Origin of the sequence: Salinicola halophilus, from assembly GCF_003206155.1 — a bacterium.
Classification (GTDB): Bacteria; Pseudomonadota; Gammaproteobacteria; order Pseudomonadales; family Halomonadaceae; genus Salinicola; species Salinicola halophilus.
In genome coordinates, this window is the sequence record NZ_PZJV01000002.1 from 455,249 (window position 1) to 470,056 (window position 14,808).

A 14,808-nucleotide genomic window follows, 5' to 3' on the forward strand; every position below is an offset into this window, starting at 1 on the left:
CATGGCCGCTCAAGGAAGACGCACGCCCTCGAGGCTGGGCGATTGGCCCTTCGCGCGCCGGGTCAGCGTGCGGTCACTGATCCTGACGCTGCTCGTCGCCGCCATTCTGGCGAGCGCGCTGGCCATCATCAGCACCTCTCATCTCACACGCGTCCAGTACGCGCGCCTTCAGAAACTCGAGAATCAGCGCGATGCCCTTCAGACCGAGTGGGGACGCCTGCTGCTCGAGGAGAGTACCTGGTCCTCGCCGGCGCGAATCGAATCGCTCTCCACCGAGCGTCTGGAAATGCGGGTGCCGGGCGTCGATGAAGTCAAGGTGATCCATCCATGAATGCCTCGCGTCCCTCGGCGTCGTCGAAGCGGCGGGCGCCGGATGCTCCGCTTCGCCCCGGACGCTACTGGTTCATGCTCTTCGTCATCCTGATCGCGCTCTCGGCGCTGATCGGGCGCGTGGTCTACCTGCAGGTGATCGACCGCAGCTTTCTTCAGAATCAGGGTGACGCGCGTACGCTGCGCGTGGAGTCCATCGGGGCCCACCGCGGCATGATCAGCGACCGCAACGGCGATCCGCTGGCGATCTCGACGCCGGTCGTGACGCTCTGGGCCAATCCTCAGGAGCTGACGCAGGACCCCATCCAGCAGGCGGTGCTCGCCCGCGCGCTCAAGGTCGATCCGCAGCAGCTTCAGGATCGGATCGAGCGCTATGCCAACCACGAGTTCATGTATCTGCGTCGGCAGCTCACGCCGGCACAGGCCGAACCCGTGCTCGACCTGCAGATGAGCGGCGTCTACGCCCGGGACGAATACAAGCGCTACTACCCGGCCGGTGAAGTCGCCGCTCAGCTCGTCGGGGTGACGAACGTCGACGATCAGGGCCAGGAGGGGCTGGAGCTCGCCTACAACCGCTATCTCACCGGTCAGCCCGGCAAGCGCCGCGTGCTCAAGGATCGCAAGGGGCGCCTGGTACGGGATCTGCATCTGATCGAGGATGCCAAGCCCGGCGGCGATCTTTCGCTCTCCATCGACTTGCGCCTGCAGTACATGGCCTATCGCGAACTCGCCGCCGGCATCCGCAAGAACGACGCCGACGGCGGCTCGCTGGTGATGCTCGACGCACACACCGGCGAGGTGCTGGCGATGGCCAACCTGCCGTCCTACAACCCCAACAACCGATCCGACGTCGATGTCCGCGGTCTGCGCAACCAGGCGATCACTGACGCGATCGAGCCGGGGTCGGTCATGAAACCGCTGGCGATGTCCGCGGCGCTCGCCAGCGAGCAGTTCACGCCCGAATCGATCATCAACACCAGTCCGGGGTGGATGGTCGTCGACGGCTTCACGATCAAGGACTTTCGCAACTACGGCAAGCTCGACCCGGCCGGCATCCTGCTGCACTCGTCCAACATCGGCATGGCGCACATCGCGCTCGAGCTCGACAAGGACACCATCTGGAACCGCTATCGGGCGCTCGGTCTGGGGCAGACGCCGGGCACCGGATTCCCTGGCGAGAACAGCGGCAGTCTACCGGCACCGAACAACCTCGCTCGCAGCTCGCAGGCGGCGATGGCCTACGGCTACGGCGTCGCGGTGACGCCGATGCAGCTGGCGAGCGCCTATACCGCGATCGCCAACGACGGCAATCGCCTGCACCCCTCGTTGCTCAAGCTCAGTGGCGAACCCGAGAGCGATCCGGTGATGTCGCCAACGGTGGCCCATCAACTGCTCGATATGCTCGAGAAGATCGTGCGGCCCAATGCCGGTGGACATCTGGCGATGGTGCCGGGCTATCAGATCGCGGGTAAGACCGGCACGGTGCGCAAGGTGACCAGCCAGGGCTATCAGGAGACCGAATATCGCGGGCTCTTCGCCGGCATCGCGCCGGCGACGAATCCCCGCATCGTCACGGTCGTGATGATCGACAACCCCAAGAAGGGCGATTACTACGGCGGCCTGGTCGCGGCCCCGGTGTTCAGCCGCGTCGTCGGCAGCGCGCTGCGTCTGCTCGACGTGCCGCCGGATCAACCCGAAGAGGAGACGGCGCCATGAAAATCAAGACGACACGACTCGTCGCGGCGCTCGAGGCTCTGGCGTACCCCGAGGCGGCCGCGCGCCTCGCGCACGGGGTCGCGGAGCACGACACGCTGCGACTGACCCAGGACAGCCGCGACGTGGCCGATGAGACGCCCTCGGCGATGCCAACGCTATTCATCGCCACGCCCGGCGTCGCGGCAGAGGGGCGCGAATACATCGACAGCGCGCTCGCCTCGGGCGCCGCACTCGTGCTCGCGGAAGGGGCGGCGCTGGACCCTCGCTGGGAAAGCGACGATCGCGTGATCGCGCTCGAGGGCATCACCGAGCGCCTGGCGGCCCTGGGGCGCGTACTGTTCGCCGTGCCCGAGACACTTCGCCTCATCGGCGTGACCGGGACCAACGGCAAGAGTTCGGTGACGCACTATATCGCCGCGCTGCTCGAGGGCCTCGGCCAGCCGGCTGGCGTCGTGGGTACGCTCGGCTACGGTCGTCCCGGGGCGCTCCGTCCGGCGCTGCAGACCACGCCCGGCCCGCTCGCGCTCCAGCAGATGCTGGGAGAGATGGCCGCCGAGGGGGTAGAGACGGTGGCAATGGAGGTCTCTTCCCACGCACTGGCACAGGATCGGCTCGGGGATACGCCGATCGATACGGCGGTCTTCACCAACCTGAGTCGCGATCATCTCGACTACCACGCCAGCATGGCAGCGTACGCGGCGGCCAAGGCGAAGCTTTTCAAACGCGATGGAGTGCGCCTCGCCGTCGTCAACGGTGACGATCCGCTCGCCCGACTGATGCTCGCGGGTCTGCCCGAGGGCGTGCGCGTACTCGCCACGGGCAGCCAGGAGGCGACCACGCTGCGTGTGGCCGGCTGCGAGGCACTGCCGACCGGCCTGCGCGCCGTCATCGCCTCGCCGGAAGACGAACACGTGCTCGAACTGCCGCTGATGGGGCGGTTCAACCTCGACAATGCGCTGCTGGCGATGACCACGCTCTACGGGCTCGGCCATTCGCTCGAGTCGATCTGGCCGGCAGCGGCGGCGCTCACCCCGGTCCCCGGTCGCATGCAGCGCGTGCCGGCCACCGATGAGAGGAGCGGGCCGGCGGTGATCGTCGACTACGCCCACACCCCCGCTGCGCTGGACAACGCGCTTGCCGCGCTGCGCGAGCACCTGCCCGGGAGGGAAGGAAGCGCTCTGTGGTGCGTGTTCGGCTGCGGCGGGGATCGCGATCCCGGCAAGCGCGCGCCGATGGCGCAAGCGGTCGAGCGCCATGCCGATCGCGTGGTCATCACCGACGACAATCCGCGCACCGAGTCTGCCGAGGCCATTCGCGACGCGGTCGCGGCCGGACTCACGGCGCCGGCCACAGCGTGGTCGATCGACGGGCGTCGCGACGCCATCGAGCGCGTGATCACCGAGGCGAACGACGACGACATCGTCCTGATCGCCGGCAAGGGCCATGAGGACTATCAGGAGATCGCCGGCGTGCGACAGCCGTTCAGCGACCTCGAGGTGGCCGCGGCGGCACTCGCCCACCGCGGGGCGACGGCATGAGCGAGCGGCTGAGCGATGTGGCGCTGCGCCTCGGGGTCCGGCTGTCGGGAGAGGATTCGCCGGTAGGTGATGTCGTCACCGATACGCGCAAGCTCCTGCCGGGGGATCTGCTGGTGGCACTGGTCGGCGAGCGCTTCGATGCCCACGCGTTTCTCGCCCAGGCGCGGGCGAGCGGGGCGGCCGGGGCCATCGTCTCGCGGCCCATCGACGACCCGCTGCCACAGATCGTGGTGCCCGATACGCGTCTGGCGCTGGGCCAGCTCGCTCACTCGCATCGTCTCGCGTGGGAGGGCGAGCTGATCGCGGTCACCGGCAACAGCGGCAAGACCACGGTCAAGGAGCTGACGGCGGCGATCGTCTCGCGCCGGGCGCCAACGCTCGCGACCCACGGCAATCTCAACAACGACATCGGTGCGCCACTGACGCTGCTACGCCTCGAGCCGGCGCACCGATATGCGGTGGTCGAGCTCGGCGCCAATCACCTCGGCGAGATCGCCTGGACCACGGCGCTTGCCCGGCCGGCGATCGCCGTCATCACCAACGTGACGGATGCGCACGTCGGTGAATTCGGCGGCACCGGGCAGATCGCGCAGGCCAAGGGCGAAATCCTCGCCGGGCTACGCGAGACCGGGGCGGCGGTGCTCGACCGCCAGCAGCCGTTCTTCCCTCTGTGGCGCTCGCTTGCCGGCCGCGCGCGCGTGGTCGACTTCGCCATCGAGGCCGAGGCGAGCGTGGCCGCTCACGATCTAGTCTGTGACGCTGCCGGGCGCTATGCTTTCACGCTTTCGATCACGGGCGAGGCGCCGAGGCGGGTGTCGCTCGGGCTCTTGGGGCGGCACAACGTGCGCAACGCCCTGGCGGCGGCGGGGGCGTGTCATGCAGCGGGGCTTTCGGCCACGGAGATCGCCGCCGGCCTCGAGGCGACCGCGGCGATGCCCGGGCGCATGCAGGTGATCGAGGGCATTCGCGAGAGCCGTCTCATCGACGACAGCTACAACGCCAACCCCGGAGCGATGCGCGTCGCTCTCGAAACACTGGCGACCCTGCCGGCGCCGCGCTGGTGTTTTCTCGGTGCCATGGGGGAGCTCGGCGAGGCGAGCGAGCGCTATCATCACGAGATCGGTCGTCTGGCGCGCGAGCTGGGTATCGACGTTCTAGGGACTTACGGCGACGCCGCGCGCGCCGCTGCCGCGGCCTTCGGCGACGAGGGTCACCATTTCGACGACTGGGCGGCGCTCTCCGGCTTCGCCCACGACAGGCTTCCCCCGCGTGCCAGCGTGCTGGTCAAGGGGTCGCGCAGCGCGGGCATGGAACGACTCGTTACCGCGCTGCGCATCGACGCTTCAAGGTGAATCTGACTCATGCTGCTTTTTCTGGCTGAACTGCTGACCCATGTCCAAAGCGCTTTCAACGTTTTCGGGTATCTCACGCTGCGCATCATTCTGGGGACGCTCACCGCGCTGTTCCTGAGCCTCTGGATGGGACCGCAGATGATCAAGCGTCTGGTCGAACGCCAGATCGGGCAGGCGGTGCGCGACGACGGTCCGCAGTCGCATCTCTCCAAGGCGGGAACACCGACCATGGGCGGGGCGCTGATCCTGATCTCGATCGCCGTGAGCACGCTGCTCTGGGGCGACCTGACCAATCACTACGTGTGGCTGGTGCTGGTGGTGACGCTCGGTTTCGGTGCGATCGGCTGGGTCGACGATTTCCGCAAGGTGGTGGAGAAGAACCCCCGCGGGCTGCCGGCGCGCTGGAAGTACTTCTGGCAGTCGGTGATCGGCCTCGGGGTCTCCACGGTCCTCTATCTCACGGCCGCGAGCCCGGTAGAGACCAGCTTGATCGTGCCGCTGTTCAAGGACGTGGTGATGCCGCTGGGCGTCTTCTACATCCTGCTGAGCTATCTGGTGATCGTCGGCAGCTCCAACGCGGTCAACCTGACCGACGGCCTGGACGGACTGGCGATCATGCCGACGGTGCTGGTCTCGATGGGACTGGCGGTGTTCGCCTACGCCAGCGGCAACGCGGTATTCGCCAACTATCTGCACATCCCCGAAGTGCCGGGGGCCGGGGAGCTCGCGGTCTTCTGCGGCACCATTGCCGGTGCCGGACTCGGCTTTCTGTGGTTCAACACCTACCCCGCTCAGGTCTTCATGGGTGACGTGGGGGCACTGGCACTGGGGGCGGCGCTGGGCGTGGTCGCGGTGATCGTGCGCCAGGAGATCGTGCTGTTCATCATGGGTGGCGTGTTCGTGATGGAGACCGTCTCGGTCATCCTGCAGGTGGGCTCCTACAAGCTCACCGGGCGGCGTATCTTCCGCATGGCACCGCTGCACCACCACTTCGAGCTCAAGGGGTGGCCCGAGCCGCGCGTCATCGTGCGTTTCTGGATCGTCACCGTGATGCTGGTCCTCCTGGGACTGGCGACGCTGAAACTGCGCTGATGCCATGAGCGATCGACGCGAAAGCCCCCTCAGCGAGGCCGATCCCGAGTCGTCAGCGGAACCACGCCATCGGCTGGTCGTCGGTCTCGGCGTGTCGGGTCGGGCCATTGCCCGTTTCCTGCAGGCAAAAGGGGCGTCGTTCGCGCTGGCGGATACCCGCGAAGCGCCGCCGGGGCTCGAGGCCATTCGCGCCGCCCACCCCGAGGTCGATCTGCAACTGGGTCACCTCGACGCGCTCGATTTCGACGCCTTCGACGAGATCGTCGTCAGCCCCGGCATCGATATCGCCCGCGCCGGTCTCGATGGGGTCCGCTCGCGGATCGTCGGCGAGATCGAACTGTTCGTGCGCGAGTGCCGGGTGCCAATCATCGCGATCACCGGCTCCAATGCCAAGTCCACCGTCACCACGCTGGTCGGCGAGATGCTCGCCGAGGCCGGGATTCACGCGGCGGTGGGCGGCAACCTGGGCGATGCCGCACTCGATCTGCTGATCGACCATTCCAATGCCGAGTGTTTCGTGCTCGAACTCTCCAGTTTTCAACTCGAGACCACGCGGCGTCTGGGCGCCTACTGCGCGGCGTTTCTCAACCTCTCGCCGGATCATCTGGATCGCCATGGCGACCTGGAAGGTTATCGTGCGGCCAAGGCGCGTATTTTCGACGGCGCGCGTCATGCGGTGGTCAACGCCGAGGATGCGGCGACCCGCCCGGAGCGGCACCTGCCGGACGTCGTCACCTTCACTGCCGAGCCGCCGGCCGCCGGCCAGTGGGGCGTCGTCTCGGCGACCCCCGAGGCGCCGGCCTGGCTTGCCCGCGGCGAGGCGCATCTGATGCCGGTGAGCGAACTGGCGCTGATCGGTCGTCATCATTTCGCCAATGCGCTGGCGGCAGCGGCGATCGCCGACACCTTCGGCGTGCCCTGGTCGGCGATGCGCCGCGTCCTCTCGCGCTTCCAAGGTCTGCCGCATCGGGGCGAGCTGGTGGTCGAGCGCAACGGGGTGCGCTGGATCAACGACTCCAAGGGGACCAACGTCGGCGCCACGCTCGCCGCCATCGAGGGGCTCGGAGGGTCACTTGTCGGCAGATTGATCTGGCTCGGCGGCGGCGTCGGCAAGGGTGCGGATTTCACGCCGCTGGCGGAGCCGCTGGGCCGCTACGCCAGGGAGGCGATTCTCTTCGGCGAGGACGCCGAGCGACTGCAGACGGCGCTGCAGGCACGAGTGACGACGCGCCGAACGACAACGCTTGCGGAGGCGATGCGCCGTGCCGCCGCCATCGCCGAGCCGGGCGACTGCGTGCTGCTGTCACCGGCCTGCGCGAGTCTCGATCAGTTCCCCAACTACATGGCGCGAGGTGAGGCGTTTCGTGGCGTTCTCGCACGCGGTGAGGAGGTCGAATGCTGAAGAACGTGGAGAGCCTGAAAGGGCTGGAGGCCCGCTTCACGACGCGAGGCCAGGCGTTCGACGGCTGGCTGCTGCTGTCCGCTCTGTCGCTGATGCTGATCGGCTGGGTCATGGTGACGTCCGCCTCGTCCGAAATCGCCACCAGCCTGACCGGTAACCCGTGGTATTTCAGCATGCGTCACGGCATCTTCGTGCTGGGCGCGATGGCCGTCGGTCTGGTGGCGGTGCGTTTTCCGCTCGAGTGGTGGCGGGACAAGGGGCCGGCGCTACTGATCGTCGGCCTGCTGCTGCTGCTCGCGGTGCTTTTCGTGGGGCGTGAGATCAACGGCAGTCGTCGCTGGATTCCGCTGGGGCTGATCAACGTTCAGGCCTCCGAGGTCGCCAAGCTCTGCATGATCGTTTACATCGCGGGCTACCTGGAGCGTTTCCTGCCGGAAGTTCGTCGCACGTGGGGGGCGTTTCTGCGGCCGCTCGCGGTGATGGCGCTCGTGGGCTTTCTGCTGATTCTCGAACCCGACTACGGCGCAGTGGTGGTGCTCACGGGCTGCGTGATGGGTATGCTCCTGCTCGCCGGTGCGCCGCTGTGGCGGTTTCTGCTGATCATGGCCGTCGTGGGCAGCGGTGCCGTGATGCTCGCGGTGGCCGAGCCGTACCGCCTGCAGCGGATCACCAGCTTTGCCAACCCCTGGGCGGATCAGTACAACACCGGCTATCAGCTGACGCAGGCGCTCATCGCCTTCGGTCGCGGACACTGGACGGGGCTGGGGCTGGGGAACAGCGTACAGAAGCTCTTTTATCTGCCGGAAGCGCATACCGACTTCGTGTTCGCGGTGCTGGCAGAGGAGCTGGGGCTTCTGGGGGCCGTCGGCGTGATCCTGCTCTTCGCGCTGCTGGTATTTCGTGCGTTCCGCATCGGTCGCAAGGCGGAGCTGGCCGGCCTGCCTTTCGCGGCCTACCTCTGTTACGGCATTGCGCTGGTCATCGGGGCGCAGGCCTTCATCAATATTTCTGTAAGCTCGGGCATGCTGCCGACGAAAGGGCTGACGTTGCCGCTGCTCAGCTACGGCGGCTCGAGTCTCATCGTCAGCGGCGTCATGGTGGCGATGCTGTTTCGTGCCGATGCGGAGGTCCGTCGTCGGCGACCGGCTCCCGCCGCCCAGGCGCCGAAGCCTACCGAGGAGGATACGCCATGAGTGCGCTGCGCCGCGTTTTGATCATGGCCGGGGGCACCGGTGGACACGTGGTGCCGGCACTGTCGCTGGCACGCGCGCTCGTCGCCCGCGGCATCGAGGTGGAGTGGCTGGGCAGCCCCCGCGGCATCGAAAACCGGCTGGTGCCGGCGGCGGGTATCGCGCTCAATCGAATCGATGTCGCGGGGCTACGCGGCAACGGTCTCGCCGGCTGGCTCTCGATTCCCTGGCGGCTGAGCCGGGCGGTATGGCAAGCGCGGGGCATCATCCGGCGTTTCGATCCGCAGCTCGTGGTCGGGCTGGGGGGCTTCGCCAGTGGCCCGGGCGGGCTGGCGGCGAGGCTCGACGGCCGGCCGCTGGTCGTTCACGAGCAGAACGCCGTGGCCGGGCTGACCAATCGTACCCTCTCGCATCTGGCAACTCGCGTCTACGCGGCGTTTCCGGAGGCGTTCTCCGGCAAGCGAGCGGTCGTGGTGGGCAATCCGGTGCGCCAGGAGATCATCGATCTCGGCAAGCAGCCACGAACGGTCGAAGCGATGCACGGGCGGCGGCTGCGCCTGCTCGTGCTCGGTGGCTCGCTCGGTGCTCAGGCACTCAACGACAAGCTGCCACCGGCACTGGCAGCGCTCGACGAGACGGCGCGGCCCGAGGTGCGTCACCAGGCTGGACGCGACAAGGAGTCGGCCACCGACGCGCGATATCGCGACGCGGGGGTGGAGGCCGAGGTGAGTGATTTCATCGATGACATGGCAGCGGCTTACGCCTGGGCGGATCTGATCGTCTGTCGCGCCGGCGCCCTGACCATCGCGGAGCTCGCGGCGGCGGCCAAACCCTCACTGCTGGTGCCGTTTCCGCACGCAGTGGATGATCACCAGACGCACAACGCGCGCTATCTCGTCGAGGCGGGCGGCGCGGAATTGATTCAACAAGAGGCGCTCGGCGTCGAACGGCTGACGGCGGCGCTCGAGGCGCTACTCGATCCCGAGGTGCTCGCCCGCATGGCGCTGGCCTCACGTCGAGTCGCACACCTCGATGCCGTCGATCGGATGGTCGAGGGCTGCATGGAGATCGGCTTTGAGCGATAGCATTCAATCCCGCCCGGCGCGATCGCACCTGGGCATGCGACGCATCCGCGGTATTCATTTCGTGGGGATCGGGGGCGTCGGCATGTGCGGCATCGCCGAGGTGCTCGCCAACGAGGGCTACACCGTCAGCGGCAGCGATCTTCGGGAGTCGGCGGTGACGCACCATCTTCGCGACTGCGGCATTCGTGTGGCCATCGGGCATGCCGAGGTCAACGCGGCCGGCGCCGACGTCGTGGTGGTCTCGACGGCGGTCGATACCACCAACCCGGAAATCCAGTGGGCACGTACGCATCGGGTGCCGGTGGTGCGTCGGGCGGAGATGCTCGCCGAGCTGATGCGCTTTCGTCACGGCATCGCGGTGGCGGGAACCCACGGCAAGACGACGACGACCAGTCTGCTCTCGACGCTGCTGGCCGAAGCCGGGCTCGACCCGACTTTCGTCATCGGCGGCAAGCTGACCAGCGCCGGGACCAACGCGCGGCTGGGTGAGGGCGACTATCTCGTCGCCGAGGCCGATGAATCCGACGCTTCCTTTCTGCATCTCCAGCCCATGACATCGATCGTGACCAACATCGATGCTGACCACATGGCGACCTACGACGGCGATTTCACCCGCCTGAAAACGACCTTCGTCGAGTTTCTTCACAACTTGCCGTTCTATGGTCGTGCGGTGCTCTGTCTCGACGACGATAACGTGCGCGAGCTGTTGCCGAGGGTCCAGCGGCACTTCGTTACCTATGGCTTCAGCGAGGATGCGGACTATCGCGTCTGCGATTTCACCCAGCAGGCGGGGGTGATCCGGTTCACCGCTGAGCGCCCTGACGGTCGGGCGCCGCTGTCGATCGAACTTGCCATGCCGGGCGAGCACAACGCGCTCAACGCACTTGCGGCGATCGCCGTGGCGACCGACGCGGGCGTGAGCGACGCCGATGTGATCAAGGGGCTTGCGAGTTTCGGTGGGGTTGGTCGTCGTTTCCAGGTTCACGGCAACTATGCGCTGCCCGAAGGCGGGGAGGTGATGCTGGTCGACGACTACGGCCATCATCCCCGCGAAGTCGAGATGGTCATCCGTGCCATCCGCGGCGGCTGGCCGGCACGGCGACTGGTGATGGTCTATCAGCCGCATCGCTATACGCGTACGCGGGATCTCTACGAGGATTTCGTGCGCGTACTTTCTGGCGTGGACACGCTGCTGCTGCTCGACGTCTACGGCGCTGGCGAGGCACCCATCGTGGGCGCGGAGGGCAAGACGCTCGCCGGGTCGATCCGACAACGGGGGCAGGTCGATCCCCTATTCGTCGAAGAGAAAGGGGCGCTGCCCGATCTGCTGGCGCGCGTGTTGCGCCCAGGCGACATCCTGATTACCCAGGGCGCAGGGGATGTCGGCGGCATCGCGCAGCGACTGGCGGCGAGCCAGCTACGCCTGGACGAGGTCGAGCTTTGATCGTTTCGAGCGAGCCGCATCAGAGGATGGCGTCATGAACGCCGGCGCACGCGCGACGCTAATGGGCGTTCTGCTGATCGTTGTGCTGCTGGGTGCCGGCGGCAAGGCGCTCTGGCTCTGGCTGGACCGACCCATCGCTCGCGTCTCCATCAGCGGCGATCTCGACCATGTGACGGCGAGCTACCTGCAACAGCAGTTGGCGCCGTTGGTGCGAGGGCGGACTTGGCTGTCGCTGGATCTGGCCACGCTGCGTGAGCAAGCGCGGGATATCGAATGGCTGCGCGAGGTCAAGGTGTCTCGGGAGTGGCCCAACGCGCTTCGATTCGACCTCTTCGAACAGGATCCGGTGGCGCGCTGGAACGACGATGCGCTGCTCAACAGCCGGGGGCAGCCATTCCGGCCGGGGCCGATCACCGAGTTCGGGCAGCGTCTGCCCGATCTGGGGGGGCCGCGTGATAGCGGTCGGGAAGTGCTTTCCTACTACGATTCGCTGCGTCGGACGCTGTCGGATCTCGGTCTGGAGATCACCCAGCTGCGATTGGAGCCGCGCGGTGCCTGGCGGTTTCAGGTCGATGACGGTGCCTGGGTGATTCTGGGGCGTAACGATCTCGATGCGCGTCTGGCGCGATTCATCGCCGCCTGGAAGCGTCAGCTCGGTGAGCAGGCGTCGCAAATGCGCTACATCGATTTGCGCTATCCCAACGGCGTCGCTGTCGCCTGGCACGGTGAAACGTTGACCGAGGATCAGCTGAACTCGCAACAGTGAGTGTCGATCCCTGAACCGCGAACGGCGCCACCGTTAGCATGGCGGACGGGGTCAGCGGCATCGGTCTTCCTACAGGCGAGGTGCAAGCGGGACGCACTCTCGAGTCGCATACGGGTCTTTTTTGCGTAGCCGTTCGGCAACACATCCATTGCAGAATTCGGTTCACGCTTTATGCATTTCACTTTTACTGAAAAAGGGCTTAACGTAGCCCCTATTCCCAGCACGGGCTGGTGGGAAAGGTCGTCTTGTTCTTATAATAAGCGCGATTTTTTATTGACCCATTTTTATCGGATTTATCGGTAGAGTTTGAGGAGCGATCCCGACCTATGGCAGGACAATCCAACGCTTCCAACATGGTGGTCGGGCTGGATATCGGAACATCCAAGGTGGTCGCCATCGTGGGGCAACCCACCGACGATGGTGGTCTCGAAATCGCCGGGATTGGCTCTCACCCCTCCCGCGGGATGAAAAAGGGTGTGGTCATCAACATCGAGTCGACCGTGCAGTCGATTCAACGCGCGGTGGAAGAAGCCGAGCTGATGGCCGGCTGCGATATTCACTCGGTCTACGTCGGCATTGCCGGTAGTCACATCAGTTCGATGAACTCCGACGGCGTGGTGGCGATCAAGGAGCGGGAAGTCGCGAAGACCGATATCGAGCGTGTCATCGACTCCGCGCGGGCGCGCGCCATCTCCGAGGGGCAACGTGTTCTGCACGTGATTCCCCAGGAGTTCGCCATCGACACCCAAGAAGGCATTCGAGAGCCGCTCGGCATGTCCGGCGTGAGACTCGAGGCGCGGGTGCATCTGGTGACGGCGGCGCTCAACGCGGTCCAGAACATCGAGAAGTGCGTCCGCCGCTGCGGGCTCGAGGTCGACGACATCATTCTCGAGCAGCTCGCCTCGAGCCATGCCGTGCTGACCGAAGACGAGCGTGAGCTCGGCGTCTGCATGGTGGATATCGGTGGCGGTACCACGGATATCGCGGTGTTCACCGAAGGCGCTATCCGGCACACGGCAGTCATTCCGATCGCGGGTGATCAGGTCACCAATGACATCGCCATGGCGCTGCGGACGCCGACACAGTACGCCGAGGACATCAAGGTCAAGTACGCCTGTGCGCTGACCCAGCTTGCCAGCAGCGACGAGATGATCAAGGTGCCGAGCGTCGGCGAGCGACCCGCTCGCGATCTCTCGCGACAGGCGCTGGCCGAAGTGGTCGAGCCTCGCTACGAAGAGCTCTTCACGCTGGTTCGAGAAGAGTTGCGGCGTAGCGGCTACGAGGATTTGATCGCAGCCGGTATCGTCCTTACCGGAGGAACCTCGCGTATGGAAGGGGTGGTGGAACTGGCCGAGGAGATATTCCACATGCCGGTGCGCATTGCCTGCCCCTACAACGTCAAGGGCCTGGCGGACGTGGTACGCAACCCAATTTATTCGACTGGCGTAGGTTTGTTACTCTACGGCATGCAAGACGCCAAGCACTCTCGCGCAGTATCAGCCCAGCCTCAGCGGGAAGAGCATCTTCCCCGGCGCGGAACCAAGGATGAGGTTCCGACGTTAGAGCGAATCAAAGGCTGGTTTAAAGGAAATTTCTGACAGGCCGCCAAGCGGTCTTGGAGACGGGGCAATGTTCGAACTAGTAGATAACGCACCTTCTAGTAGTGCAGTCATCAAAGTCATCGGTGTCGGCGGTGGTGGCGGCAATGCCGTCAATCACATGGTCGAGAGTAACATCGAGGGCGTCGAGTTCATCTGCGCCAACACCGATGCTCAGGCGCTCAAGCGCGTGGCGGCGAAAACCGTTCTCCAGCTTGGCGGTGAGATCACCAAAGGCCTGGGAGCCGGCGCCAACCCCGAAGTCGGCCGTCAGGCGGCGATGGAGGATCGCGAGCGTATCGCGGAGATGCTCCACGGTGCCGACATGGTATTCATCACCGCCGGCATGGGCGGTGGCACGGGCACTGGCGGTGCGCCAGTCGTTGCACAGGTCGCCAAAGAGCTCGGTATCCTGACCGTCGCCGTGGTGACGCGCCCGTTCCCGTTCGAAGGTCCCAAGCGGATGCGTGCGGCGGAAGAGGGCATGAAGGCGCTTTCGGAGTATGTCGACTCGCTGATCACGATTCCCAATGAGAAGCTGCTGTCGGTGCTCGGCAAGAATGCCAGCCTGCTCACCGCTTTCAGCGCCGCCAACGACGTGCTGCTGGGTGCGGTCCAGGGGATCGCAGAACTCATCACTAGCCCCGGTATCATCAACGTCGACTTTGCCGACGTGCGTACGGTGATGTCCGAGATGGGCATGGCAATGATGGGGACGGGTTCGGCCACCGGCGAGAATCGTGCTCGTGAAGCCGCGGAGAAGGCGATTCGCAGCCCGCTGCTCGAGGACATCGATCTGCACGGCGCGCGCGGTATCCTCGTCAACATCACCGCCGGCCCGGACCTCTCCATCGGTGAGTTCAACGATGTGGGTGCGACGGTTCAAGAGTTCGCCTCGCAGGATGCAACCATCGTGGTGGGCACCTCCATCGACATGGAAATGTCCGACGAGCTGCGTGTGACCGTCGTTGCCGCCGGCCTGGACGCGCAAAAGGAAAAGGCGATCCCGCGGGAAACCGCCGCGTCACGCCCGGAGCCGACCGACTACCGCAAGCTGCAGCAGCCGGCCGTGATGCGTCAGCAGGCCGCGCGTGCCGAACAGCAGGAGTCGGCCAAGAAGCCGCAGGCCGAAAAGCGCAAGAATGCCGATATGGACGATTACCTCGACATTCCCGCGTTTCTGCGCCGCCAAGCAGATTAATAACGATTTGTCACAGGGGTAACATCACTCTGTCACGTCGAACAGTTTGTTGAAACAGGTGTTCGATGTTATAGTGAACACCGTTTCCAAACCA

The 14,808-nt window shown here is 65.8% G+C and carries 12 protein-coding genes; all 12 read left to right on the forward strand.

Annotation, left to right across the window (positions count from 1 at the left end; translation table 11 throughout):
* Position 1 precedes the first annotated feature (1 nt).
* The 12 genes from ftsL to ftsZ all read left to right on the forward strand — a co-directional run bounded on the left by ftsL (position 2) and on the right by ftsZ (position 14,714).
* Positions 2 to 331, forward strand: coding sequence for a cell division protein FtsL (ftsL, locus tag DOM33_RS09755; protein ID WP_110668388.1), 330 nt, complete (start codon positions 2 to 4; stop codon positions 329 to 331).
* A complete protein-coding gene (locus DOM33_RS09760; RefSeq protein ID WP_110668390.1) occupies positions 328 to 2,046 on the forward strand; it encodes a peptidoglycan D,D-transpeptidase FtsI family protein in 1,719 nt (572 codons plus the stop codon). Before ftsL ends, DOM33_RS09760 begins: the two co-directional genes overlap by 4 nt.
* The gene (locus DOM33_RS09765; RefSeq protein WP_110668392.1) at positions 2,043 to 3,584 is read left to right on the forward strand and encodes a UDP-N-acetylmuramoyl-L-alanyl-D-glutamate--2,6-diaminopimelate ligase; all 1,542 of its coding nucleotides are present in this window, start codon (positions 2,043 to 2,045) and stop codon (positions 3,582 to 3,584) included. The genes DOM33_RS09760 and DOM33_RS09765 overlap by 4 nt, the downstream gene beginning before the upstream one ends.
* Positions 3,581 to 4,936, forward strand: coding sequence for a UDP-N-acetylmuramoyl-tripeptide--D-alanyl-D-alanine ligase (locus DOM33_RS09770; RefSeq protein WP_110668394.1), 1,356 nt, complete (start codon positions 3,581 to 3,583; stop codon positions 4,934 to 4,936). Before DOM33_RS09765 ends, DOM33_RS09770 begins: the two co-directional genes overlap by 4 nt.
* A 9-nt stretch (positions 4,937 to 4,945) precedes the next feature.
* A complete protein-coding gene (gene mraY / locus DOM33_RS09775) occupies positions 4,946 to 6,028 on the forward strand; it encodes a phospho-N-acetylmuramoyl-pentapeptide-transferase (protein WP_110668396.1) in 1,083 nt (360 codons plus the stop codon).
* A gap of 4 nt (positions 6,029 to 6,032) precedes the next feature.
* A complete protein-coding gene (gene murD, locus DOM33_RS09780; protein WP_110668398.1) occupies positions 6,033 to 7,430 on the forward strand; it encodes a UDP-N-acetylmuramoyl-L-alanine--D-glutamate ligase in 1,398 nt (465 codons plus the stop codon).
* Positions 7,424 to 8,623: a putative lipid II flippase FtsW gene (gene ftsW / locus DOM33_RS09785; protein WP_110668400.1), complete on the forward strand. Its 1,200-nt coding sequence runs from the start codon at positions 7,424 to 7,426 to the stop codon at positions 8,621 to 8,623. Before murD ends, ftsW begins: the two co-directional genes overlap by 7 nt.
* Positions 8,620 to 9,705 (forward strand): undecaprenyldiphospho-muramoylpentapeptide beta-N-acetylglucosaminyltransferase, encoded by a 1,086-nt coding sequence (murG, locus tag DOM33_RS09790; RefSeq protein WP_110668402.1) that lies wholly within the window; start codon positions 8,620 to 8,622, stop codon positions 9,703 to 9,705. Before ftsW ends, murG begins: the two co-directional genes overlap by 4 nt.
* 34 nt (positions 9,706 to 9,739) lie before the next feature.
* Entirely contained in the window at positions 9,740 to 11,149 is a 1,410-nt protein-coding gene (gene murC, locus DOM33_RS09795; RefSeq protein ID WP_239495326.1) for a UDP-N-acetylmuramate--L-alanine ligase, read from the forward strand.
* A 34-nt stretch (positions 11,150 to 11,183) separates the two neighbouring features.
* Entirely contained in the window at positions 11,184 to 11,915 is a 732-nt protein-coding gene (locus DOM33_RS09800; RefSeq protein WP_110668406.1) for a cell division protein FtsQ/DivIB, read from the forward strand.
* A 326-nt stretch (positions 11,916 to 12,241) separates the two neighbouring features.
* On the forward strand, positions 12,242 to 13,513 hold the full coding sequence (ftsA, locus tag DOM33_RS09805; RefSeq protein WP_110668408.1) for a cell division protein FtsA: 1,272 nt from the start codon (positions 12,242 to 12,244) through the stop codon (positions 13,511 to 13,513).
* Between the two features lie 31 nt (positions 13,514 to 13,544).
* Positions 13,545 to 14,714, forward strand: a complete 1,170-nt coding sequence (ftsZ, locus tag DOM33_RS09810) for a cell division protein FtsZ (protein WP_110668410.1) — start codon at positions 13,545 to 13,547, stop codon at positions 14,712 to 14,714.
* Positions 14,715 to 14,808: the final 94 nt, after the last annotated feature.

Coding starts and splice junctions, on each gene's coding strand:
- murD (WP_110668398.1), top strand. CDS start 6,033: ATGAGCGATCGACGCGAAAGCCCCCTCAGCGAGGCCGATCCCGAGTCG.
- mraY (WP_110668396.1), top strand. CDS start 4,946: ATGCTGCTTTTTCTGGCTGAACTGCTGACCCATGTCCAAAGCGCTTTC.
- murC (WP_239495326.1), top strand. CDS start 9,740: ATGCGACGCATCCGCGGTATTCATTTCGTGGGGATCGGGGGCGTCGGC.
- ftsZ (WP_110668410.1), top strand. CDS start 13,545: ATGTTCGAACTAGTAGATAACGCACCTTCTAGTAGTGCAGTCATCAAA.
- DOM33_RS09800 (WP_110668406.1), top strand. CDS start 11,184: ATGAACGCCGGCGCACGCGCGACGCTAATGGGCGTTCTGCTGATCGTT.
- DOM33_RS09765 (WP_110668392.1), top strand. CDS start 2,043: ATGAAAATCAAGACGACACGACTCGTCGCGGCGCTCGAGGCTCTGGCG.
- DOM33_RS09760 (WP_110668390.1), top strand. CDS start 328: ATGAATGCCTCGCGTCCCTCGGCGTCGTCGAAGCGGCGGGCGCCGGAT.
- ftsW (WP_110668400.1), top strand. CDS start 7,424: ATGCTGAAGAACGTGGAGAGCCTGAAAGGGCTGGAGGCCCGCTTCACG.
- ftsL (WP_110668388.1), top strand. CDS start 2: ATGGCCGCTCAAGGAAGACGCACGCCCTCGAGGCTGGGCGATTGGCCC.
- DOM33_RS09770 (WP_110668394.1), top strand. CDS start 3,581: ATGAGCGAGCGGCTGAGCGATGTGGCGCTGCGCCTCGGGGTCCGGCTG.
- ftsA (WP_110668408.1), top strand. CDS start 12,242: ATGGCAGGACAATCCAACGCTTCCAACATGGTGGTCGGGCTGGATATC.
- murG (WP_110668402.1), top strand. CDS start 8,620: ATGAGTGCGCTGCGCCGCGTTTTGATCATGGCCGGGGGCACCGGTGGA.